A 21,806-nucleotide genomic window follows, 5' to 3' on the forward strand; every position below is an offset into this window, starting at 1 on the left:
GCCGGAGTCGGTGGACGCGTGGCGGTTCGAGGAACTGCTCGACCGGGCCCGCGCGGTCACCGATCCGCGCGCCGCGCGGGCCCGGCTCGCCGAGGCGTTGGGGCTGTGGCGGGGGCCCGCGTTCGCCGAGGTCGCGGACGAGCCGTGGGCCGCCGCCGAGACGGCCCGGTTGAACGAGTCGCGCCTGGTCGCCGCGGAGCTGCACGTCGCGGCGGGTCTGCGCGCCGGCGACCCCGCCGCGGTGGTCGCCGAGGCCGAACGGCTCACCCGCGACGAGCCGCTGCGCGAGGAGGGCTGGCGGCTGCACGCGCTGGCGCTGTGGAGCAGCGGCCGGCAGGCCGACGCGCTGGCGACGCTCCGGCGCGCCCGCTCCGTCCTCGCCGACGAGCTCGGTCTCGACCCCGGCCCGGACCTGACGGCGCTGGAGGAGGCGATCCTCGCCCAGCGCACCGAGCTCCTGCGCGAGTCCGTCCCCCCGCCGCCGCCACCGCCACCGGCGAGCGCGCCGTCAACACCGGCGCGGTCGTCCCCGACCGTCAGGGCGCCGTTCGTCGGGCGGAAGGCGCAGCTGTCGGCGCTGGTCACGGCCGCCGACGAGGCCGCCGCCGACGGAACCCGCATCGCCCTGGTCACCGGCGAGGCCGGGCTCGGCAAGTCGACGCTCCTGGACCACCTGGCCGCGCGGCTCGACCGGGACGGATGGCTGGTCGCCGCCGGCCGCTGCCCCGAGATCGACAGCGCGCCGCCCGCCTGGGCCTGGGCCGAGGCGCTGCGGGCCGTCGCGGCGGCCAGGTCCCCGGGCCGCTTCGCCGCCGACCTCGCGCCGCTGCTCACCGATACCGGACCGGCGGACGCCGACGCCACCGCGGGACGGTTCCGGCTGCGCCGGGCCGTGTGGAAGTGGCTCGCGGCGGTCGCCGCGGAGCGGCCGGTCGCCGTCGTGCTGGACGACCTGCACTGGGCGGACGCCGCCACCCTGGAACTGCTCGGCGGCTGCCTCGGCCTGCGGGCCCCGATCCTGGTCGTCGCCGCGTACCGCGCGGACGAGAGCGCGCGCCTCACCGAAACGCTCGCCGCCCTCGCGCGCGCCAGGCCCCTCCGCCTGGCCCTGCCAGGGTTGGACACCGAGGCCGTCGCGGAGCTCGTCCGGACGGAGTGCGAGGCCGACGAGGAGACCATCGCCGGGATCGCCGAGCGCACCGGCGGCAACCCGTTCTACGTGCGCGAGAGCGCGCGGCTGCTGAACGGCGAGGGGGCGCTGGTCGCTCTCTCGGAGGTCCCCGAGGGCGTCCGGGACGTCCTGCGCCGCCGGCTCGCGCGGCTGCCCGAGGGCGGCGTGTCCGTCCTGCGGCTCGCGGCCGTCGCGGGCCGGGAGAGCTCGGTGGACGTCCTCGTCAAGGCCGCCGACACCGACGAGGACGGCGTGCTGGACGCGCTGGACGCGGGAGTCATCTCCGGACTCCTCGACGAGCCCGGCCCGGGCGTCGTCCGCTTCGTGCACGCGCTCGTCCGGGACACGCTCGTCGCCGACCTCAGCCGCCTGCGCGCGGCCCGGATGCACGCCCGGATCGCCAGCGCGCTGGAAGGCACCGGCGACATCGCGGCGCTCGCCCACCACTACGCGCGGGCGGGCTCGCCGAAGGCCGTCCGCTACTGCGTCCAGGCCGCCGAGCTCGCCGAGGCCCGCTATGCCCACGACGTGGCGGCCTGCCTGCTCGCCGACGCCGTCGCCAACTCGACCGGGCCGGACGAGCGCGTCGACCTGCTCGGCAGGCTGCTGCGCGCGCAGATCCGCGCGGGAGCGGTCGCGGCCGCCCGCGAGACGCGCCGTGAGGCCGTGGAGTACGCCGAGTCCCTGGGCCGCGACGACCTGATGATCGCGGCCTTCACCGCGTGGACGGAGCCGACCCCCTGGCAGGCCCGGACGTACGGCACGGTGGACCGGCCCGTCGTGGACCGCCTCGGCCGCCTGCTGAAGCGCGAACTTCCCCCTCCGGTGCGGTCCCGGCTCCTGACGGCGTACGCGACCGAGCTGGTCGGCGAGGACGACCCGACCGTCCTGGAGGCGGCGCGGGAGGCCCTCGGCCTCGCCGCCGATCCCCGGCTCCGGGCCGCGGCGCTGGAGATCCTGGTGGACGTCCGCGGCGACCCCGCGCTCTGCCGTGAACTCGTGCGGATCGGTGTCGAGCACGACCTGCCGGTCTACCGCGTCAGCGGGCTGCTCAGCCATGCCGCGCTCGCCGCAGGGGCCAACGACCCGGCGACCATGCGGCGGATGATCACCGACGCCCTCGATCTCGCCCGCGCCTACCGGATGCCCGAGGCGACCGCCGTCGCCGAGATCACGCTGGCGACCCTGGCGCTCATCGAAGGCCGCCTCGCCGACGCCGAACGCCTCTACCTCAAGGCCGACGAGGGCATGCGGCGCGCCGGATCGGTGCACGCCACGGGCTTCCTGGCGCTCGCCCGGATGACGATCCGGCTGAACGACGGCACGCTCGGCGCGCACCTGGACGAGGTCCGCGCCCTGCACGCCGAACTCGGCCCCATGACCTGCGACCTGCTCGCGCTCGCCCTCCACGCCAACGGCCTGGACGCCGAGGCCCGGGAGGTGCGTGCGTCGTCCGGCCCGATCCGGCCCGACTTCTTCTTCACCTTCCTCACGACGCTGCGCGCGATGGCCGCGGTCGCCCTGGACGACCGCGAGGCCGCCGAGGAGGTCTACGCCGCCCTGCTCCCGCACCGCGACGGCCCTCCGGCGGGCGCCGCGAGCCTCGCCGTCGCGCTGCGCCCGGTCGCCCACACGCTCGGCGAGCTGGCCGTCCTCCTCGGCCGCCACCGCGAGGCCGCCGCCCACTTCGCTGAGGCCGCGGCCGTCGCCGAGCGGTGGAACGCTCCCCACTGGGCGGGCGAGGCCCGCTCGCGAACCACCGCCTGATCTCTCTCCGCACGCCACGGCGGAACACGCTTCGTCCGTCCCCTGTGCCGTCCAACGGGTCCCCGGCCGCCAGGACCTGTCATTCGACGGTCAGCATCCTTGACAATTGGCATCGATCAAATCTATAAATGGAGTTGCAGGTTCTCTGCAGGTTCAGGCGATCCGGGCCGGGCCCGGGGATCTTCGGAGGTGACACACGATGCTGCTGACGTCGATCGACCCGTTCGTGCAGGAGTTCGAGCGCCAGTTCGACCGCGCCGTCCGGCAGGCGGTCGGCCAGGGCGCGCTCGGCAACGGGGCGGGCATGCCGATGGACGGGATCCGCCGCGCCGACGACGTCGTGCTGCGGTTCGACCTGCCCGGCGTCGACCCCGAGTCGATCGAGGTGACCGTCGACCGCGGCGTCCTGTCGGTGACCGCGCGCCGCGAGGAGGAGTTCGGCGAGGACGAGCGGGTCTTCGTCCGCGAGCGCCCGATGGGCTCCTTCAGCCGCCGCGTCTACCTCTCGGAGCACCTGGACGCCGAGGCGGTCGAGGCGGCCTACAACAACGGCGTCCTGGCGGTCCGCATCCCGGTGCTGGAGAAGGCCAAGCCGCGCAAGGTCACCATCCAGCAGACCGGCGACGGCCCCAAGGCGATCAAGCGCTGACAGCCGCCGACGGCGGTGAGACGGGCTCCGCCGCCGCCCGTGCCGGCGGCGGAGCCGACAGGAGAAGGAGCGATCGGTGATTCTGCCCATGGACGACGAGCACGCCGCCCTGTTCACGGTGGGGCAGGTCGCCGACATGCTGCAGGTGCAGCAGGCGTTCCTGCGGCGCATCGACGCCCAGCAGGTGGTCTCCCCGCAGCGTTCGGCGGGCGGCCAGCGCCGCTACAGCCGCAACGAGATCGGCCGCATCCAGGAGGTCGTCACGATGATGGACGAGGGCATGACCCTGCCCGCGATCCGCCGCATCATCGAGCTCCAGCAGCAGGTCGCCGATCTCACCCGGGAACGCGACGACCTCGCCCGCCGCCTGCGCGAGCACGGCCGCGGCCCGGCACGCGGCGAGTAGTCCCTCTTCCCGCCGGTCGGCCTTCGCCCGCCGGTCAGCCGTCCGACGCACGCGTCGAGGGGGCGACGAGAGCGGCCAGCTGGTACGCCGGGGAGCGGTCCAGGGCGTCGCGGTCGCGGTCGTAGCGGCGGGTCGTGCGCGGGTCGGCGTGCCCGGCGAAGTCCTGCACGACGTGCAGCGGACGTCCCTCGCCCAGCGCGATCGTGATCGCCGAGTGGCGGAAGGAGTGCGGGCTGATGACGAAGTCCACGCCGCACTCCCCCGCGATCCGGTTGACCAGCTTCCACACGTAGGACTGGACGAGCGGACGTCCCGTGCGGGTGACGAAGAGGGGCCCGGACGCGGGACGTCCGCGCTCGGCGAGGTAGCGGTCGAGCGCGGCGACCGCGGGCGGCGGCAGCGCGAACCGCTTGCTCTGCCCGCCCTTGACCACCACGTCCAGCACGCGGTGCCCGCTGTCGTGGCCCAGGTCCTCGATCCGCGCGGACAGCAGCGACCCGATGCGTCCGGCGGTGGCGAACATCAGCCAGAGCAGGGCGTAGGTGCGCGCCGACTCGTGCTCGGCGGCGTGCCCGAGCACTTCGGCGACCTGCCGCTTGGAGAGACCGCGCGTGCGCGAGTGCCGGGTGTCCATACGCGGACGCTCCGCCCCCTCGAACGGGTTGGCCGCCACGCATCCCTCGCGCACGAGGTACCGGTACCACGACGACACGGCCGCCACCCGGCGGTTCACCGTGGCGCGGGCCAGTCCGGACGCGACCAGATCGGCGACGTACAGGTCGGCGTCCCGGGGGACGGGCGCCTGCGCCCTGGCCGCGCGGACCGTGCACCACCACACCCACCAGCCGATGTCCCGCAGGTAGGCGGCCTGGGTGTGCGCGGACGAGCGCCGTCCCGAGACCAGCCACACGCCGGTGGCGCGCAGCGCGGACTCGTCCAGCCCGGCGGCCCGCATCAGGCTGGCCAGTTCCCCGGCCGCGCGGGCGGGCGGGGTGCCGCGCAGGGCGGCTCGTCCGGGCGCCGACGGGACGTCCAGCTCGGTCTCGCGCGGGATCAGGGCGCCGGTGTCCGTCCCGGGTTCGGGCCGCGTGTCCGCCACGGGTCAGCTCCCTGTCTCCGTCACGGCAGAAGCTTAGAACCTTCCGGGAGGATCAGGCGTCCAGGTAGGCGTCGAGCGCGGCGGCGCCCGCGAGCATCGCCCGGCCGCGTGCCGCCAGGCGCTCATGCCATTCCCGCAGGGTCGGCCGCAGCGCCTCGGGGCCGCCCGCCGTCCGCATCCGCTCCAGGACCTGCGCTATCTGCTCCAGTCCGTAGCCGCCGCGCCGGAGCTGGTGGGCCATCAGCACGTCCCGGACGGCGGACGCGTCGTAGACGCGGTAGCCGGTCCGGGGATCGCGTCCGGGGACGACCAGCCCGGCGTTCTCCCACTTGCGCAACGTCGCCGGGCGGAGGCCGAGCCGACGCGCCAGCGGCCCGATGAACACCGCGTCCCGCGCCGGTTCCTCGGCGTCCGGGAGCGTCAGGTCGTGCAGGGCCCGTTCGACGGCCTCCAGGGTGCGCCGGTCGCCGGCCAGCTCCGCGTGGCTCTCGTCGATCAGGCGGAACGCCTCGTCGGCCGCTCCGCCGTTCACCGCGCGCATGATCGCGCTCGCCGTCGCGTGGCCGTGCGCGGGGACGAGGGCCAGGAAGGCCGTCAGCGCGGCGGCATGGCGCGGTGCGTAGACGCGGTATCCGCTGGGCGTGCGCCCGGCCGGCGGCAGGATGCCCGCCTCCTCGTAGTTGCGGACCGCCTGCGTGGACAGGCCGTGCTCCCGCGCCAGATCGACAGGCCGCAACCCCACTTTGAGGCTTCACCTCGCCATCCGTCGTATATAGCGGCCAAAGTTTACACCGAAGGTTCAACGATACGGTTGAAGGTATGACGGCACCGATCCGGGACGCCGTGCGTCCCTTCACCAGCGCCTCCCTCACCGCGATGCTCCCTTCACCCCTTCGCCTGCTCGGCCTCGGGGAGCCGACGCATGGTGTCGAGGCGTTCCCCGAACTGCGCAACGAGCTGTTCCGGTATCTGGTCGAACACGAGGGCTACCGCTCGATCGCCCTCGAAAGCGACTGCCTCATGGGCCTCGTCGCGGACGCCTACGTCGGCGACGGGACCGGCACCCTCGATGAGGCGCTGCGGCGGGGCTTCAGCCATGGACACGGCGCGTACGCCGCGAACCGCGAACTGCTCCGCTGGATGCGCGCCCACAACGAGCGGTGCGCACCGGACGGACGGCTGCGCTTCTACGGGATGGACGGCCCTCTGGAGACCGCCTACGCGGCCAGTCCGAGGGAGGCGCTGAGCGAGCTGTACGACTACCTCGCCGCCCACATCCGCATGCCCCGTAGTCGCGCCGATCTCGACGAGCTCCTCGGGCCGGACGAGCCCTGGACGGACACCGCGGTCATGATGGACCCCTCCACGTCCATCGGCCGGACCCCGGCGGCCCGCGAGCTGCGGCTGCTCACCGACGACCTGCGCGGCCTGCTCGCCGCCCACGCCCCGCTGCTCATCGCGTCCACCTCCCGGGACGACTGGTGGCGCGCCGACCTGCACGGCCGTACCGCGACCGGGTTGCTGCGCTACCACGACGCCATGGCGGACACCTCGCCCGCCCGCATCAGCACGCTGCTGTCCGTGCGGGCCACGATGATGGCCGACAACCTCGACGCGATCGTCCGGCGCGAGGAACGCCGCGGGCCCACCCTCGTGTTCGCCCACAACTCCCACCTGCAGCGCGACCGCAGCGGCATGGGCTGGGCGGACGGGCACGTCGAGTGGTGGGGCGCCGGAGCCGTCACGTCCGTCCACCTCGGCGACCGGTACGCGTTCGTGACCACGAACTTCGGAACCCGCGGCTCCGACGTCCCCGCCCCGGACAGCCTGGAAGGGATGCTGTCGGAGCTGCCCCACGAGCGCGGCATCGTGGACCCGCGCCGCCTCACCGAAGTCCTCGACCGGAAGCCGGAACGACGCGTCCCCGCCGACTACACCTACGCGTCCCTCGACCCGTCCGCGACCGACCGGATGGACGCCGTCGTCTTCGTCCGGGAGGTCTGACCGGATCCCCCCGGGTGCGGCGGTCGCGGACCGCCGCACCCGGAGCGGTCAGCGGCGGCGCAGCGACGCGTCGACGAGGGCCGGGCGCGTGTCGACCTTCTCGTGCGCGGCCAGATCGACGCCGGGCGCGACGATCTCGTCGATCGCGTCGAGCACGTCCGCGGACAGGACCGTGTCGGCGGCGGCGAGTTGCGCGTGCAGGTGGTCGATCGTCCGGGGGCCGATGATCGCGCTGGTCACGGCGGGGTGCGCGGTGACGAACCCGAGGGCGAGCTGGATCAGCGTCAGCCCGGCCTGGTCGGCGACCTTCACCAGGCGCTCGACCGCGTCCAGCCGCGCCCGGTTGGCCGGCAGCGACAGGTCGAACCGCTCGGGCAGCACCGTCGAGCGGTGGGTGGCGATCTCCCTGCCCGCGCGGACCGCCCCCGACAGCCACCCCGAGGCCAGCGGGCTCCACACGAGCACGCCCATCCCGTACTCCTCGGCGACCGGGAGGACGTCCGCCTCGATCCCGCGCTGCAGGACCGAGTAGCTGGGCTGCTCGGTGACGTACCGGCCGAGCCGGGCCTCGCGCGCCGCCCACTGGGCCTGGACGATGCGGTAGGCGGGGAAGGTCGAGGAGCCGAAGTAGCGGATCTTCCCGGCCCGCTGCAGGTCGGTCAGCGCCGACAGGGTCTCCTCGTCACCGGTCGCCGGGTCCCAGCGGTGGATCTGGTAGAGGTCGACGTGGTCGACGCCCAGGCGGCGCAGGCTGTTGTCCAGCTCGGTGACCAGCCAGCGGCGCGAGGCGCCCCGGTGGTTGCGGTCGTCGTCCACGGCGAGCGCCGCCTTGGTCGCCAGGACGATGTCGTCCCGGCGGCCGGCGATGGCCCTGCCGACCATCTCCTCGGACCCGGGGTAGAAGTCGGCGGTGTCGATGAGGTTGACCCCGGCGTCGAGCGCGGCGCCCACGATGGCGTCGGCCTCGTCCTGGCCGGTGCCGCCGATCCTGCCGAAGTTCATCGCGCCGAGCACCAGCGCGCTCACCTGGACTCCGGTGCGGCCGAGAGTGCGGTACAGCATCGAGTGCTCCTTGGTCGGAGGGATGGCTTGGGTCCGCCGGTTCCGGTCTGGCATCATGAACCAAGCGGAACGGCGTTCCGATTAATATACGGAACATTGTTCCGGTTAGCAATGGGAAGGTGCGATGGCCGACGCGTCGAGAGCAGCGAAGGCGGGCGGGAGCGCCCCGCGCAAGCGGGCCGACGCCCGGCGGAACGAGCGCGCGCTGCTGGACGCCGCGACCGCCGTGTTCGCGACCTCGGGAGTCGAGGCGCCGGTGCGCGAGATCGCCTCCCGGGCGGGCGTCGGGGTCGCGACCATCTACCGCCACTTCCCCACGCGCGCGGACCTGATCGCCGCCGTCTACCGGCACCAGGTCGAGGCGTGCGCCGAGGCCGGCGAGACCCTCCTGGCCGGCGGCGGCTCGCCCTATGACGCGCTGGGGCGATGGGTGAACCGGTTCGTCGACTTCGTCGCCACCAAGCACGGCCTGGCCTCGGTGCTGCAGTCGGACGACCCCGCCTTCCAGTCCCTGCACGCCTACTTCCTCGACCGCCTCGTACCGGTGTGCTCCGACCTGCTCCGGGCCGCCGCGGACGCCGGTGAGATCCGCGCCGGCATCGACGCCTACGAGCTCATGCGCGGCGTCGGCAACCTGTGCATCGGCGCGGAGAGCGACCCACGCTACGACGCGCGCCGCCTGGTGGAGCTGCTCGTCGCGGGACTGCGGCGCACCGCTTAGCGGAACACCCGGAACACTGTTCCGGTACGGCTTCCCAGACAATCCGCGGCGGTGCGCCTGCTGGTGTTCGGGCTCCCGCCGGACGGGTGGAGGACGCCACCGGCGCCGACGGTCCCGTAGCCGTGCGCGCCGCCCGCGTGGGGCCCGCGTGAAAGTGATCCGGGGGGCGGACGAAGTAGGGGGTGACGACCAACCTCCCGGAGGTGCCCATGCTGAACCGGCCGGAAGGGGCGGCACCGTGACCGCTCCCCCCGACACGGCCCCGACGGACGCGGAGCTGCTCGCCACGTCCGTCCGCGACGGCGACCGCTTCTCGACCGTCTACGACCGGCACTACGCCGACATCCACCGCTACGTCGCCGGACGCCTCGGCCCGCAGGCGGCCGAGGACGTGGTGGCCGAGGTCTTCCTCGCCGCGTTCCGCGGACGCGCCGCCTTCGACCCGGCCCGCGGATCCGTACGGCCCTGGCTGTACGGCATCGCGACCAACCTCATCGGCCAGCACCGCCGCACCGAGACCCGCCGCTACCAGGCGCTCGCCCAGGTGCCCCCGGACCGCCACCCCGACGGCCACGAGGACCGGGTCGCGGCCTCGGTCTCCGCCGAACGGCTCCAGCCGTCCCTGGCCCGCGCGCTCGCGGGACTGTCCGGCAAGGACCGCGACGTCGTGCTGTTGAAGGCCCTCTCCCAGCTCACCCACGAGGAGATCGCCGACGTCCTCGGCATCCCGTACGGAACCGTCGGCTCCCGGCTGAACCGGGCGCGCAGGAAGCTGCGCGCCGCTCTGCCCGCCCCCACGGAAGGACTGTGACCATGGACGAGCTCCAGATGATCAGCGAGATGCTGGACGAGCCGCCCACACCGGAGACCAGGGCCGCCGTCCACCGTCGCCTGCTCGACGGGATGCGCCAGCCGGAGCGCCCGGCGCGCCGCGCCTGGCGCCGCCCCGCCCTGTGGAGCGGCTTCGGCCTGACCGCCGCCACCGCCGCCGCCGTCACGGGGGTGGTCGTCGTGTCGTCCGGGACCTCGCCGCGCGCGCCCGATCCGCGGCACGGGCCCGCCACGCGCCCGATGTCGTCCACGACCGTGCTGCTCACCGCCGCCGAGCACGCCGAGAAGGCGCCGACCAGCGGCACGTACTGGCACGTCCTGCAGATGCAGTCGCGCCTCTTCCACAACGAGCGGAAGAACTACTCGATCCTCGGTTGGCAGCTGGTCGGGCAGTGGAGCCGCCCGGACGGCCGGTCCTGGACGGGATACCGGGGCCTCCCCCCGACGCCCGCGTCCGCCAAGGACGAGGCCGCCTTCCGGCGGGACGGCTCCCCCGACCCGGCCCGGATCTCCCCGCGCCTCGACAAGGGCACCGGAACCAAGACCTTCCCCGTCTGCGACAAGGGGATGACGTACCGGCAGGTCCAGGCGCTGCCGACGAACCCCGCCGAGCTGCGGGACACCCTGCGGCGGGCGATCCCGCGCGATCACCCCACCGCAGGCCGGACCGCGGACGAGGTCGTGAAGAACTGCGTGACCGACCTGCTCAGCTCCGTTCCCGCGCCGCCGAAGGTGCGGGCCGCCGCCTTCCGGATGCTCGCCGCCATGCCCGGTGTCACCGCCATGGGCGAGGTCGCCGACGAGCGCGGCCGCAAGGGGGTCGGGCTGCGCGTCCAGGTCCAGCGCGGCGTCTCCGACACCGTGATCATCGACCCGGGCTCCTCGCTGGTGCTCAGCACCTCGCGCGCCGTGGCAGGCGTCACCGGCAAGGTCGACAAGGTCGTGTACCTCCAGGCCGGATGGACCGACGCCCCTCCGAAGATCCCCACTCTCCCCTGACCCTCCGCGTCCCGGCGTGCCGTCCCCGCAGCGGGACGGCACGCCTCGTAACCGGACTCGGGTTCGGCCGAGCCGCCCATGCCCCGCAGGTCGACGGCCGTCACCTGGTAGCGGCGCGCCAGCTCCCGCATCACCCTGCGGAACTGCCACCAGGTCTGCGGCCAGCCCCCGAGAAGGATCACCGGCTCGACTCGTCCTCCGGTGACGTGGTGCAGGACGACGCCGAGGAACCGCCGGCGGCCCGGCGTCTTACCCACCACGCGGATGCCCTGGAGCACGGTCACCAGGAACCTCGCCAGAACCGCGGGCTTCTTGTCCGCGGCCAGTTCTCCGAGGGCGCGGGCCCGGATCAGCACCGCCTCCAGTGCGGACCCCGGAGCGGACAGCCGGCCGAGGAAGTCCTGACGGTGGATTTGGGCGGCGCCGCGTCGGGCAGGATGCTCCCCGACCGGACTAGTCGCCGTCGGCGGGTGGGATGCCGAGTTCGGCGAGGAAGGCCGCGGTGGCCGGGGACGGCGGGAACCGGCCCCACACCAGGTGCTCCAGGCGGGCGGGGGCGTCGCGGATCCGCAGGACGGCCAGCCCGGTCAGCTCGGGGACGAACGCCGCCGGCATCAGCCCGATCCCGAGCCCCTGCCGGATGAGCCGCGTCATGAAGTCCACCGAGGAGATCTCGAAGCCGACCTCCCGCCGGACGCCCGCCGCCGCGAACGCCTCGTCCGTCTGCGCCCGCGCAGCCGAGCCCGGCGGGAAGTCGACGAACGGCTCGTCGGCCAGGTCGCGCAGCTCCACGCGGTCCCGGGCGGCGAGCGGATGGCCGGGCGCCGTCACCGCGACAAGCTCACCGCGCGCCAGCTCACGTCCGTGCACGCCCTTCGGGCGGGCGCTCACCGGGATGCCGAGGAACGCGACGTCGAGCGCGCCCGTGCGCACCCGCTCGACCATCTCCTCGCTCGCGCCCGAGCGCAGGCTGATCCGCACCCGCGGGTGGCGCGCGTGGAACCGCTCCAGGAGGCCCGGCAGGTCCACGGCCGTGATGGTGGGGATGGCGCCGATGGAGATGGTCCCGCGCACCTCGCCGGACACCGCGGCGACCTCGGCCTTCGCCCGCTCCGCCGCGTCCAGGGACTGCCGCGCGGCGGGCAGGAACGCCTCGCCCGCCGGGGTCAGCCGGACGCGTCGGCTGGTGCGGTCGAACAGCCGGGCCCCCAGCTCGCGCTCCAGCCGGGCGATCTGGTGGCTGAGCGCGGACTGCACGACCATGCACTGCTCGGCGGCGCGGGTGAAGGTGCCCGCCTCCGCGACGGCGACCACGTAACGCATCTGCTGGAGTTCCACGGAACCATCGTGGATCACGATCGATGTCCATGACAAACATGTGTTGGACTCATTGATCACCGGTGCCGCAGCCTGGACGCATGACGACGAGTTCCCGCCCCGAGGGCGGCGGCCTGTCGCGCGGCCTGCTGGCGCTCATGGCGGTGGCGACCGGGCTGGCCGCCGCGGGCAACTACTTCGCGCAGCCGCTGCTCGACCTCATCGGCCGCGAGCTGCGGCTCGGCTCGACGCAGGCGGCGCTGCTGGTCACCGCCGCCCAGGCCGGCTACGCCCTGGGCCTGATGCTGCTGGTGCCGCTGGGCGACCTCATGGAGCGGCGGCGGCTCGCGGTCGCCCTCTACGCGGCGACGGCGGTGTTCCTGCTGGTCTCGGCGACCGCCCCCAACGGAGCGGTGCTGCTCGCCGGGACGGCCCTGACCGCCCTGGCCTCGGTCGGCGCGCAGGTGGTGGTGCCGTTCGCCGCCGCCCTGGCCCACCCGTCCGAGCGGGGGAAGGTGGTCGGCACGGTGATGACCGGCCTCATGCTCGGCCTGCTCGTGGCCCGCACCGCGTCCGGCGCCCTCGCGGACCTGGGCGGCTGGCGGACGGTGTACTGGGTGGACGCGCTGCTCATGGCGGCGATGGCCGTGCTGCTGCGGCTGTTCCTCCCGCGCCTCGGCGGACGCGACCGGACCCTCACCTACCCCGGCCTCCTGCGCTCCACGGCGGCGATGTTCCGCCACGAGCCCCTGCTGAGGTGGCGGGCGGGGATCGGCGCGCTGAGCCTGGCGTCGTTCAGCGTCCTGTGGACGGCCGTGACGTTCCTGCTGTCGGGGCCGGAGTACGGCTGGTCCGAGTCGTCCATCGGCTCGGTGGGGCTGCTCGGCGTCGTCGGCGCCCTCACCGCCGCGTTCGCGGGCCGGCTCGCCGACCGGGGCCTCGTGCAGGTCGTGACCGGGGCGGGGGCGGTGCTGCTCGTGACGTCGTGGGCGGCGTCCGCGGCCGGGGCACACTCGCTGTTCTGGCTGCTCACCGGCGTGGTCGTCCTCGACCTGGCGCACCAGGCGGTACTGAACAGCACGCAGAACGTGCTGTACGGGCTGCGGCCGGAGGCCCGCAACCGCATCAACTCCGCCTTCATGACGACGCTGTTCCTGGGCGGCGCCGCCGGCTCCGCGCTGACCTCGGCGGCCTGGGCACGGGGCGGCTGGAGCGGGGTGTGCGCGCTGGGCGCCGTCCTGTCCGCCGGGACGGTCGTCCTCTGGATCCTCGAACGCCTCACCACCGGACGGACGCCGCGGAAGCCCGCGGAACGTCCGGCCCGGGACCTGGCATCCGCCACCAACTGACCGAAGGAAGAGAAGACATGCCGCGCACCATCCTCATCACCGGCGCCACCGGAACCGTGTCCACCGCCCTGATGGACGCTCTCCAGGGCGCCGACGCGAACCCGCGCGCGCTCGTCCGCGACCCGTCGAAGGCCGACGGGCTCCGCGAGCGGGGCGTGGAGGTCGTCACCGGGGACCTCGACGATCCGCGCTCGCTCCCCGCCGCCTTCGAGGGCGTCCACGACCTGTGGCTGCTCGTCCCCAACGGGCCCCGCACGCCCGAGCACAACATGAACGCCATGTGGGCCGCTCACCAGGCCGGAGTGGAACGCGTCGTCCGGCTGTCGGTCGTCGGCGCGGCACATGACGCGCCGACCCGCAGCGCCCGGCTGCACGCGCTGTGCGACCGCGAGGTGGAGCGGTACGGGATGCGCTGGACGATCCTGCGCCCGCACTGGTTCATGCAGAACCTGCTGAACGAGGCGGGTGACGTGGCGAGCGGTGACGCGTTCTCGCTGAACATGGCCGGAGCCCGGCTGGGCATGATCGACGCCCGCGACATCGCCGAGTGCGCCGCCCGCGTCCTGCTGGACGGCCCCGACGAGCACCACGGCCGGACCTACACCCTCACCGGCCCGCGCTCGGTGACGTTCGACGAGGTCGCCGACCGGCTCGGCGCCGCGCTCGGACGTCCCGTCGGATACCTGCCGGTCAGCGACGACGCCAAGCGCAAGGCCCTGCTCGACTACGGCGTCCCCGCCTGGATCGTCGACATGCTCGAGGAGTACGCGCAGGCGTACACGTCCGGCTGGGGCGACTTCACCACCGACACCGTCGCGGAGCTCCTGGGCCGTCCGCCGCGCGACGTCGCCGACTTCGCCCGCGACCACGCCCCGGCCTTCCGGGGCTGAACGGGCGGCCCGCCATGCGCCGCCACCACGTCGCGGCCTCGGAATTCCCTTTCCCTGTACGCATGCCGCAGATATGGAAAAGACGCGCCGAGATATGGCGGTCCAGTCTCCCCGCCGATTGCCGCACGCGTCGCACAACCTAACCGCACGCCATGAATATCTCGTCCCTGCAAAATTGATCAATACTCTCGCTTGGCCACAGGTCCAAGCGAGAGGAACACATGGGTTTCAAGCACGGCTCCGCACGGTTCGTCGGAGTCCTGGGTGCGGCGGTGCTGAGCGTGGCACTGTCGGGCATCGTGCCGGCGGCGGCGGACCAGGCGCCCGGTGACGGCAAGGACGCCGTCGAGCGGGTTCCGTTCAGTCACATTCCCGCCGACATCCGGCAGAAGATGCATGACCAGATACCGCTGAAGAAGGCCGCCTCCAAGATTTCCTGGGCGGTGGAGAAGACGGGTCAAGGCGGGTTCGCGGGTGTCGTTCTGCAGCCCGACTCGGTTCAGTTGTGGTGGAAGGGAAAGCTCTCCGCCGCCGTCAGCAAGGCCGTCGGCGATGCGCGCGGCACCGCCCCGGTCGAGGTGAAGCCCGCCCGCTACTCCCAGGCCGAGCTCAAGGCGGCGGCCGCGGGTCTGCTCGCCGCCATGAAGAAGGACCCGGCGTATCCGATCAGCCAGGTCTCCGGGTCGCTCACCGGCGACGGGCTCGTCCTGACCACCAAGGACAAGGGGAAGGCGCTCGCGGCTCAGGCCAGGACCGCCGTCGGTGTGCCGGTGAGCTATGTCGACGGCGGCGTGGCCGGCCTCAACGGCCGGTACAACGACTCCGCGCCCTACTACGCGGGCGGCGCCATCCTCAACGACGACAACCATGCGCTCTGCACCGCGGGGTGGCCCGTCACCGACGGCAGAGGCAACAGCTACGTCCTGACCGCCGGCCACTGCGGCCGTGTCGGGGGCGGCTGGCACAACGGCTCCTGGACGACGGCCGGGACCGGCCTTTGGATCGGGTGGGCCGTCCAGGAGAACGTCGGCCATGACCTGCTCCTCATCGACGCTCCCGTGAAGGCGCGTATGTGGGACGGCAGTTCGGCGGGCGACTTCACCAAGGGCGTCGTCGGCTGGGACTGGGCCTACGCGAACGAATGGGTCTGCCAGTCCGGTGCGGCCAGCGGCGCCGTCTGCGGCATCCAGAACACGACCAACTTCACCTACGGCGGCTGGTACCGCGACGCCTACGGCAACACCGAGTACTACTCCGACCTGGTCGTCGCCCGCCGGGCGGACGGCGGACAGGCGAGCCTGGACGGCGACAGCGGCGGGCCGGTCTTCTCCCTCAGCGGCGACTACGACGTGGTGGCCAAGGGAACGATCACCGCGCACAGCGGCTCCACGCTCTACTACCAGGACTTCGGCACGGCGTGGCGTGACTTCGGAGTCACCACGATCGTGAACTGAACGTCCGGGCCCGCCTGCTCGTGACCGGGAGGACCGGTGGACGATCGGCCTCCCCGCGCGAACGTCACCGGTCGGTGGATGCCGCCTCGGCGTGCAGAGCGGCGGCTTCTTCGGTGAGGTCGATGCCGACCGGGCACCAGACGATGCACCGGCCGCAGCCGACGCAGCCGGAGGAGCCGAACTGGTCGTGCCAGGTGCCCAGCTTGTGCGTGAGCCACTGCCGGTAGCGGCTGCGCGGGGAGGCACGGACGTCACCGCCGTGCAGATGGGAGAAGCCGGGGTCGAAGCAGGAGTCCCACACCTGCCAGCGTTCGGCGTGGTCGCCGGTGAGGTCGGTGGTGTCGGTGACCGTCGTGCAGAAGCAGGTCGGGCAGACCATGGTGCAGTTACCGCAGCTCAGGCAGCGCTCGGTGACCTCGTCCCAGCGGGCGGCGTCCAGGGTTCCGGCCATCAGGTCGTGCAGGTCCACCGGGGGCATCGTCCGGCCCATCCGGCCGGCGGCCGCGGCCACCTCGGCGCGGGCCCGCTCCACATCGCCGGACGCGGCGGGCCCGGCTCCGATGGCGTCCATCATGTCGGAGCCCGCCTGGGTGCCGGCGTCCACGACGTAACGGACGCCTTCGTCGCCGACCAGCTCGGTGAGCGCCAGGTCGTATCCCGGCCCCGCCTGCGGTCCGGTGCCCATGGAGACGCAGAAGCAGGTCCCGCCGGGCTCGGTGCAGTTGACGGCGATGATGAACGCGTCGCTCCGCCGGGCCGCGTAGGACGGGTCCACGTGCCGGCCGCCGGTCAGGACCCGGTCCTGGACGGCGATGGCCCGCAGGTCGCACGGCCGGACGCCGAGCAGTGCCAGGCGGGCCGGGGGATGCGGCTCCTCCCGGACCTCGAAGCCGTCACCGGTCCGGTCGGCTTCCCAGAGCTTGACCCGCGACCGGTGCAGGAACGGCTTCCAGGACTGCGGCCCGGCCGCGTGGGCGAAGGCCGCCTCGTCGTCTCGCCGGCGCAGCCGGTAACCCCCGGGCGCGAGCCGGACGCCCCACCCGTGCGGCAGCCGGTCGATCGACTCCAGTTCCGTGAGGACGATGGCGTCGTCACGGACGGTCGGGCCGATGACGGTGTACCCGGCGTCGCGGAGCGCGTCGTGGAGCGGCCCGAGGCCGGCCAGTTCCATCGTGGTCATGGTGATCGGTCCTCCTTGGGGAACAGGTGGTCTGACGGCCGCCCGGCCGGGCGCACCGGATCCCGGCCGAGGGAGGCGGCGATCCGGTCGGCGACGACGGTGACGGCCTCGGCGACGTGCGGGGTCAGCCCGGGGCCGAAGCCGAAGTCGATCCCCTCGATCGCCAGCACCCGCAGCCGGACGGGCACCTGCCCGACGGCGAGGCCGAGGGCGACGGCGTCGCCGAGGCCGAGGGCGTGGCCCGTGACGGGGCGTCGCGCCAGTGCCGCGGTCCGCACGCCGAGGTCGTGGATCCGGCCGGGGCGCGGCGGGTCGGCGCGGACCGCGTCCACGACGACCGCGCGGTCGGCTCCGGCCCACAGGGCGATGAGCCGGGCCGGCTCGCCGTCGGTGACCGCGAGCGTCGCCCGCACCCGGCCGCGCAGCGCCTCGATGACCGCCGGGCCCGCGCCGTCGTCGCGGCGCAGGTCGTTGCCGACGCCGATGACGATGGTCGCGGGCACGCCGTCGTGGGTCACGACCGGTCCACGGTGAGGTCGAGGAAGTGGGTGGAGCAGGAGATGCAGGGGTCGTAGTTGCGGATCGCCTGCTCGCACCGGTGGGTCAGGTCGTGGTCGTCCAGGTGCAGGCGGTCGGCGACGAAACGGCGCAGGTCGTCCTCGATGGCGGCCTGGTTCTGGGACGTGGGCGGGATGATCCGCGCGGCCTGGATCAGGCCGTCGGGGCCGAGGTCGTAACGGTGGTAGAGGGTTCCGCGCGGAGCCTCGGTCGCGCCGTGCCCGGTGGCCCGCCGCGGCGGCACCGGCACCGCGGGGCGGGGCGGCGGCCGGTAGTCGGCGATGATGCGGAGCGCCTCGTCCACGGCGTAGACGATTTCGACGGCGCGGACGAGGATGCTGCGGAACGGGTTGCGGCACTCCGGGCCGAGCCCGGCGCGGTCCGCGGCCTCCCGCGCGAGCGGCGAGAGCCGGTCGCGGTTGAGGGAGTACCGGGCGAGCGGGCCCGTGAGGTAGCGGCCACCGCCGGTGAAGTGCGCGTGCAGCGCGGTCGAGTGGGGGACCTGGTGCTCGGTGACGTGCTCCTCGAAATCCGCGGCGGTGAAGGCGCGTCCACCGGTGCTCCGCAGGGTCCCCGCCTCCAGCGGGTAGCGCTCGGCGGTCAGCGCGAGGTACTCGTGGTCGTGGGTGAAGTCGGGGAACTCGAAACCCGCCGCCCACTCCACGGTGGCGAGCGCGTCGTCGCGGGCCCGCCGCAGGGTTTCGGCGAGCGGGACGAGTTCGGTGCGCTCGGGCGTCCGGTAGAAGCCGCCGACGCGGACGTTCACCGGGTGGATCGCGCGTCCGCCGAGGACCTCCATCACCGTGTTGCCCGCCTTCTTCAGCCGCAGGCCCCGCTCGACGACCGGGCGGTGGTCGCGGGCGAGTTCGACGGCGCCGGGGTAGCCGAGGAAGTCGGGTGCGTGCAGCAGGTAGACGTGCAGGGCATGGCTCTCGATCCACTCGCCGCAGTAGAGCAGCCGCCGCAGGTCGCGCAGGGGGCCGTCCACGGTCACGCCGCAGGCGGCCTCGACCGCCTGGCACGCGCTCATCTGGTAGGCGACCGGGCAGATCCCGCAGATCCGGGCCGTGATGTCGGGTGGTTCGGTGTGCGCGCGCCCGCGCAGGAACGCCTCGAAGAACCGGGGTGGCTCGTAGATGTCGAGCCGCACCTCCTCGACGTTCCGGCCGCGCACCCGGACGTACATCGCGCCCTCGCCCTCGACCCGGGCGAGCGCCCCGACTCTGAGCGTCCGGTCGTTCCGGTGCGTCACCGCCCGTCCCCTCCCCCCGGTCCCCGCGGCGGCTCCGCCCGCTCCGCCGACGCCGGTCCCTCCGGTGGCCCGGCTTCCTCCGCGGCCTCGTGGAAGGCCGCGACATTGAAGGTCGACAGCACGCGCCGCGTCTCTTCCTCGGTCATCTCCAGCCAGGGCAGCAGCCCTCGCGTGTTCGGACGGGTGCCGCTCCAGGCGGGAGAGGGCCCGAAACAGCCGTAGCAGCCACGTCCGTACGCCGGGCAGATCGCGCCACAGCCCGCGTGGGTGATCGGCCCCAGGCACGGGGTGCCGTGGGCGACCATGACGCACAGGTTCCCGCGGATCTTGCACTCGAAGCACACCGCGTGGGCGGGGACGTGGGGCCGTCGTCCCGCCAGGTGGGCCGCCAGCACCTCGATGAGCTGGCGACGGTCGATCGGGCAGCCGCGCAGTTCGAAGTCCACGGGCACGTGGGCCGCGATGGGCGTGGAGTCCGCGAGCGTGGCGACGTACTCCGGACGCGCGTAGACGACGGACGCGAACTCCGCGACGTCGGCGAAGTTGCGCAGGGCCTGGACGCCCCCGGCGGTCGCGCACGCCCCGATCGTGATCAGCCTGCGGGACACCGCACGCACGTGCCGGATGCGCTCCAGGTCCGCCGCGGTGGTGATCGACCCCTCCACCAGGGACACGTCGTACGGGCCGTCCCCGGCGGCGCTGGACGCCTCCCGGAAGTGGACGATCTCGACCTGGCCGGCGAGGGTGAGCAGTTCGTCCTCGCAGTCCAGGAGGGTCAACTGGCAGCCGTCGCAGGAGGCGAACTTCCACACCGCCAGCGTCGGCCGCTCCGGCCGCCGGTCCGGCCGGTCCTCCGTCGGTCGTCCCATCGCTACAGCTCCCGGACGGTCATCAGGGGCGCGGCGCGCGTGTACGGCACGACGGGCCCGTCCCGGCAGACCAGCAGCGGACCGAGCTGGCAGTGCCCGCACCAGCCGAGTCCGCACCGCATGTTGCGCTCCAGTGACAGCCGGACGTCGGCGTCCCGGATGCCGCGCCCGGTGAGCGCCTCGGCGGTGACGCGCATCATCACCTCGGGCCCGCAGAGGAAGGCGACGGCCCGGCCCGGATCGACGTCCGCGACGGGCACCAGGGCGGTGATCAGGCCGACGCGGCCGTCCCAGCCCGGGGACGGGCGGTCCACCGTGACCTCGATCTGCGCCCCGCGGGCCCGCCATTCGTCGAGCTCGCTGGTGAACAGCAGGTCGGCCGGGGTGCGGGCGCCGATCAGCAGGGCGACCCGGCCGAAGGCGTCGGGCTCCGACAGGGCTCGCAGCAGGACCGGCCTCAGCGGGGCCAGCCCGATCCCGCCCGCGGCCAGGACCAGATCACGGCCGCGGGCCGCGTCCACCTCCCAGCCGACGCCGAACGGGCCGCGCAGCCCGACGACCTGGCCGGGCCGCGTCCCGCAGATCGCCCCGGTGACCGCGCCGACGGCCCGGACGGTCTGCTCCAGCACCGGTCCCGGCGTGGAACCGTCCCGCGGGTGCGGGCCGATGCGGCTGACCGAGATCGGCACCTCGCCGACCCCGAACGCGTACATCATCGTGAACTGGCCGGGGAGCGGCGTGGGGATGGGCCTCTCGACAGGCTCCAGCGTCAGTGTGACCGTGTCGGTCGTCTCGTCGCGCCGCCCGGTCACCCGGTACGGGACGGGCGCCATCGGCGTGGCCGCCGATGTCATCGCGGTTCCCCGGGGTGCGCGTACAGGTCGAGCATCCGGACCCGGGTGGCCTCGAGGCGGTCCAGCATCACCTGCGCGAACCGCAGGGCCAGGTCACGGCCGAGCCGGGAATCGGCGGCGCACAGTTCCCGGACGGCGGCCCCGTCGAAGCGGAAGGCGGTGACCCGTTCGGGGGCGACGGCGCCGAACCGCCAGCGGTGCGGTGGGAACAGCCATGACCAGCCCAGCACCGACGAAGGGGGCAGGGACTCGACCACGACGGCGCCGCGTCCGGGGACCTGCAGGTCGAGCGTGACCGTGCCGGAGCGCAGCAGCCAGAACCGCCGGGCGGGACCCCCTTCGGTGAAGAACCGGTGCCCGGCCGGGACCTGCACCGAGTCGGCGGTCGCCGCCAGCGCGGCGAGGTGCGGCTCGGGCATGCCGGCGAAGAAGCGCTCCCGGGACAGGGAGGCGGACGTGATGCCGCCGGTTTCCTCCATCAGTCCCGGCCTCCTCTCAGGAACGGACTCGCGGCACCCGGCTGCGGGGCCCGCGGTCCAGCGTCGGCGCGGGGCGCTCCGCGTCGTTGACCACCGCCAGCTGGCTCGCCGTGTAGTGGCGCAGCGTCGCCACGTCCTGAAAGGTGAGCCGGTGGCAGATCCAGTCCCAGTGCAGGGCGACCACGTCGCCGGGGCGGACGGCCGGTCCCGGTCCGAGGCGCGCCGTCTCCGGCCGCGGATCCCCGAGGGACAGGCCGTGCCCGTCCCACAGCAGCGGACGCGACAGTACCGTCGCCGTCCCTGCCTCGATGGACATGACACGCCCCCACCTGATGCGGCAACGGTCGAGGACCCGTAAAGCCTCCTCGCCGAACCCGGCCCTGAGCAACCCCACCCACGGATACACGGCGAACACGTGGAAGTTGTGGTGCGGACGCCCTCCGGACAGGGCCAGCGAAGCCAGGTCCGCCCGGCGGCTGCCCGTCCGGCTGCCGAACCGGTCGTCCAGGTGGGCCGCCAGAACCCGGGGCCCCACCCGTTCGAGCGGCGGGCCGCCGATCCAGTAGGCGCGCACGACCCGGGCGTCCAGAGGATCACCGATGCGCGACGCCGCCGCGATCAGCCGGAGGTAGGGCCACGCACCGCAGAACCGCTCGGCCAGCTCGGTCAGGCCCCGGTCGGCGATCCCGGCCGCGCCGTAGTCCCGGACCTCGGTGCTGTCGTCCGGCCCGCAGTACCCGAGCGCGTTGGGCGGGAACGCGAACCGGGCGAACAGCACCGGGCCCCGGGTCATGCGGCGGCGCTCTCCGGCAGCCGCGCCCGCCTCCGCCGCGCCGCCGCGACCACCAGCGCGGCCCCTGCGGCCAGCATCGCCAGCCCACCCGCCTCGGCGGCC

Annotated in this window: 21 protein-coding genes and 1 pseudogene; 10 read left to right on the plus strand and 12 right to left on the minus strand. The window is 73.9% G+C overall.

Annotated elements, in window-relative coordinates; genetic code table 11:
* The 3 genes from DZF91_RS37075 to DZF91_RS37085 all read left to right on the plus strand — a co-directional run.
* A partial coding sequence (locus tag DZF91_RS37075) for an ATP-binding protein (RefSeq protein WP_117361694.1) occupies positions 1-2,938 on the plus strand: 2,938 nt, incomplete at its 5' end.
* 199 nt (positions 2,939-3,137) lie between these two features.
* Positions 3,138-3,587, plus strand: coding sequence for an Hsp20/alpha crystallin family protein (locus DZF91_RS37080; RefSeq protein ID WP_117361695.1), 450 nt, complete (start codon positions 3,138-3,140; stop codon positions 3,585-3,587).
* 76 nt (positions 3,588-3,663) lie between these two features.
* Positions 3,664-3,993 (plus strand): MerR family transcriptional regulator, encoded by a 330-nt coding sequence (locus tag DZF91_RS37085; RefSeq protein WP_117361696.1) that lies wholly within the window; start codon positions 3,664-3,666, stop codon positions 3,991-3,993.
* A 34-nt stretch (positions 3,994-4,027) separates the two neighbouring features.
* Here DZF91_RS37085 and DZF91_RS37090 read toward each other — a convergent pair whose 3' ends face one another.
* Positions 4,028-5,092, minus strand: coding sequence for a tyrosine-type recombinase/integrase (locus tag DZF91_RS37090; RefSeq protein ID WP_117361697.1), 1,065 nt, complete (start codon positions 5,090-5,092; stop codon positions 4,028-4,030).
* Between the two features lie 52 nt (positions 5,093-5,144).
* Positions 5,145-5,828, minus strand: coding sequence for a MerR family transcriptional regulator (locus tag DZF91_RS37095; protein ID WP_199487155.1), 684 nt, complete (start codon positions 5,826-5,828; stop codon positions 5,145-5,147).
* Between the two features lie 83 nt (positions 5,829-5,911).
* Here DZF91_RS37095 and DZF91_RS37100 point away from each other — a divergent pair, with 83 nt between their 5' ends.
* Positions 5,912-7,096: an erythromycin esterase family protein gene (locus DZF91_RS37100; protein ID WP_117361699.1), complete on the plus strand. Its 1,185-nt coding sequence runs from the start codon at positions 5,912-5,914 to the stop codon at positions 7,094-7,096.
* Between the two features lie 48 nt (positions 7,097-7,144).
* Here DZF91_RS37100 and DZF91_RS37105 read toward each other — a convergent pair whose 3' ends face one another.
* Complete coding sequence (locus DZF91_RS37105) at positions 7,145-8,158, minus strand: aldo/keto reductase (protein WP_117361700.1); 1,014 nt, start codon at positions 8,156-8,158, stop codon at positions 7,145-7,147.
* Positions 8,159-8,282: 124 nt separating this feature from the next.
* On the opposite strand from DZF91_RS37105, the gene DZF91_RS37110 reads away from it, so the two are divergent.
* The 3 genes from DZF91_RS37110 to DZF91_RS39215 all read left to right on the plus strand — a co-directional run bounded on the left by DZF91_RS37110 (position 8,283) and on the right by DZF91_RS39215 (position 10,709).
* Positions 8,283-8,879 (plus strand): TetR/AcrR family transcriptional regulator, encoded by a 597-nt coding sequence (locus DZF91_RS37110; RefSeq protein ID WP_117361701.1) that lies wholly within the window; start codon positions 8,283-8,285, stop codon positions 8,877-8,879.
* Between the two features lie 238 nt (positions 8,880-9,117).
* Positions 9,118-9,690: an RNA polymerase sigma factor gene (locus DZF91_RS37115; protein ID WP_117361702.1), complete on the plus strand. Its 573-nt coding sequence runs from the start codon at positions 9,118-9,120 to the stop codon at positions 9,688-9,690.
* Positions 9,691-9,692: 2 nt separating this feature from the next.
* Positions 9,693-10,709 carry a CU044_5270 family protein gene (locus DZF91_RS39215; protein WP_147341560.1) on the plus strand — a complete coding sequence of 339 codons (1,017 nt, stop codon included), beginning with the start codon at positions 9,693-9,695 and terminating at the stop codon, positions 10,707-10,709.
* Between the two features lie 53 nt (positions 10,710-10,762).
* Here DZF91_RS39215 and DZF91_RS43010 read toward each other — a convergent pair.
* Both DZF91_RS43010 and DZF91_RS37130 read right to left on the minus strand, forming a co-directional pair.
* Positions 10,763-10,840, minus strand: a pseudogene (locus DZF91_RS43010) (hypothetical protein); the annotation flags it as partial.
* 322 nt (positions 10,841-11,162) lie between these two features.
* Complete coding sequence (locus DZF91_RS37130) at positions 11,163-12,047, minus strand: LysR family transcriptional regulator (RefSeq protein ID WP_117361704.1); 885 nt, start codon at positions 12,045-12,047, stop codon at positions 11,163-11,165.
* An 80-nt stretch (positions 12,048-12,127) separates the two neighbouring features.
* Between DZF91_RS37130 and DZF91_RS37135 the strand changes: the two genes are divergently transcribed.
* From DZF91_RS37135 to DZF91_RS37145, 3 genes are all read left to right on the plus strand, one after another.
* The gene (locus DZF91_RS37135) at positions 12,128-13,375 is read left to right on the plus strand and encodes an MFS transporter (protein WP_117361705.1); all 1,248 of its coding nucleotides are present in this window, start codon (positions 12,128-12,130) and stop codon (positions 13,373-13,375) included.
* A 17-nt stretch (positions 13,376-13,392) separates the two neighbouring features.
* Positions 13,393-14,265: an SDR family oxidoreductase gene (locus DZF91_RS37140; RefSeq protein ID WP_117361706.1), complete on the plus strand. Its 873-nt coding sequence runs from the start codon at positions 13,393-13,395 to the stop codon at positions 14,263-14,265.
* A 221-nt stretch (positions 14,266-14,486) separates the two neighbouring features.
* The gene (locus tag DZF91_RS37145; protein WP_117361707.1) at positions 14,487-15,719 is read left to right on the plus strand and encodes a chymotrypsin family serine protease; all 1,233 of its coding nucleotides are present in this window, start codon (positions 14,487-14,489) and stop codon (positions 15,717-15,719) included.
* Between the two features lie 64 nt (positions 15,720-15,783).
* Here the strand turns inward: DZF91_RS37145 and DZF91_RS37150 are convergent, their stop codons facing one another.
* The 7 genes from DZF91_RS37150 to DZF91_RS37180 are packed head-to-tail and all read right to left on the minus strand — an operon-like array spanning position 15,784 to position 21,704.
* Complete coding sequence (locus DZF91_RS37150) at positions 15,784-16,899, minus strand: 4Fe-4S dicluster domain-containing protein (protein ID WP_117361708.1); 1,116 nt, start codon at positions 16,897-16,899, stop codon at positions 15,784-15,786.
* The gene (locus DZF91_RS37155) at positions 16,896-17,417 is read right to left on the minus strand and encodes a hydrogenase maturation protease (RefSeq protein ID WP_199487150.1); all 522 of its coding nucleotides are present in this window, start codon (positions 17,415-17,417) and stop codon (positions 16,896-16,898) included. The genes DZF91_RS37150 and DZF91_RS37155 overlap by 4 nt, the downstream gene beginning before the upstream one ends.
* Positions 17,414-18,709 carry a Ni/Fe hydrogenase subunit alpha gene (locus DZF91_RS37160; protein WP_199487151.1) on the minus strand — a complete coding sequence of 432 codons (1,296 nt, stop codon included), beginning with the start codon at positions 18,707-18,709 and terminating at the stop codon, positions 17,414-17,416. The genes DZF91_RS37155 and DZF91_RS37160 overlap by 4 nt, the downstream gene beginning before the upstream one ends.
* Positions 18,706-19,578: an NADH-quinone oxidoreductase subunit B family protein gene (locus DZF91_RS37165; RefSeq protein ID WP_117361709.1), complete on the minus strand. Its 873-nt coding sequence runs from the start codon at positions 19,576-19,578 to the stop codon at positions 18,706-18,708. Before DZF91_RS37165 ends, DZF91_RS37160 begins: the two co-directional genes overlap by 4 nt.
* A 2-nt stretch (positions 19,579-19,580) precedes the next feature.
* Positions 19,581-20,432: an FAD/NAD(P)-binding protein gene (locus DZF91_RS37170; RefSeq protein ID WP_117361710.1), complete on the minus strand. Its 852-nt coding sequence runs from the start codon at positions 20,430-20,432 to the stop codon at positions 19,581-19,583.
* Positions 20,429-20,911, minus strand: a complete 483-nt coding sequence (locus DZF91_RS37175; RefSeq protein ID WP_199487152.1) for a cyclic nucleotide-binding domain-containing protein — start codon at positions 20,909-20,911, stop codon at positions 20,429-20,431. The genes DZF91_RS37170 and DZF91_RS37175 overlap by 4 nt, the downstream gene beginning before the upstream one ends.
* 16 nt (positions 20,912-20,927) lie before the next feature.
* Positions 20,928-21,704 carry a DUF6390 family protein gene (locus tag DZF91_RS37180; RefSeq protein WP_199487153.1) on the minus strand — a complete coding sequence of 259 codons (777 nt, stop codon included), beginning with the start codon at positions 21,702-21,704 and terminating at the stop codon, positions 20,928-20,930.
* Positions 21,705-21,806 lie beyond the last annotated feature (102 nt).

The organism is Actinomadura logoneensis, from assembly GCF_003428695.1.
Taxonomy (GTDB): Bacteria; Actinomycetota; Actinomycetes; order Streptosporangiales; family Streptosporangiaceae; genus Spirillospora; species Spirillospora logoneensis.

Excerpts from the sequence above, each read along its gene's own strand:
- DZF91_RS37170 (WP_117361710.1), bottom strand. The coding sequence starts at position 20,432 with ATGACATCGGCGGCCACGCCGATGGCGCCCGTCCCGTACCGGGTGACC.
- DZF91_RS37150 (WP_117361708.1), bottom strand. The coding sequence starts at position 16,899 with ATGACCACGATGGAACTGGCCGGCCTCGGGCCGCTCCACGACGCGCTC.
- DZF91_RS37140 (WP_117361706.1), top strand. The coding sequence starts at position 13,393 with ATGCCGCGCACCATCCTCATCACCGGCGCCACCGGAACCGTGTCCACC.
- DZF91_RS37100 (WP_117361699.1), top strand. The coding sequence starts at position 5,912 with ATGACGGCACCGATCCGGGACGCCGTGCGTCCCTTCACCAGCGCCTCC.
- DZF91_RS39215 (WP_147341560.1), top strand. The coding sequence starts at position 9,693 with ATGGACGAGCTCCAGATGATCAGCGAGATGCTGGACGAGCCGCCCACA.
- DZF91_RS37105 (WP_117361700.1), bottom strand. The coding sequence starts at position 8,158 with ATGCTGTACCGCACTCTCGGCCGCACCGGAGTCCAGGTGAGCGCGCTG.
- DZF91_RS37180 (WP_199487153.1), bottom strand. The coding sequence starts at position 21,704 with ATGACCCGGGGCCCGGTGCTGTTCGCCCGGTTCGCGTTCCCGCCCAAC.
- DZF91_RS37110 (WP_117361701.1), top strand. The coding sequence starts at position 8,283 with ATGGCCGACGCGTCGAGAGCAGCGAAGGCGGGCGGGAGCGCCCCGCGC.
- DZF91_RS37080 (WP_117361695.1), top strand. The coding sequence starts at position 3,138 with ATGCTGCTGACGTCGATCGACCCGTTCGTGCAGGAGTTCGAGCGCCAG.
- DZF91_RS37135 (WP_117361705.1), top strand. The coding sequence starts at position 12,128 with ATGACGACGAGTTCCCGCCCCGAGGGCGGCGGCCTGTCGCGCGGCCTG.
- DZF91_RS37165 (WP_117361709.1), bottom strand. The coding sequence starts at position 19,578 with ATGGGACGACCGACGGAGGACCGGCCGGACCGGCGGCCGGAGCGGCCG.
- DZF91_RS37145 (WP_117361707.1), top strand. The coding sequence starts at position 14,487 with ATGGGTTTCAAGCACGGCTCCGCACGGTTCGTCGGAGTCCTGGGTGCG.
- DZF91_RS37175 (WP_199487152.1), bottom strand. The coding sequence starts at position 20,911 with ATGGAGGAAACCGGCGGCATCACGTCCGCCTCCCTGTCCCGGGAGCGC.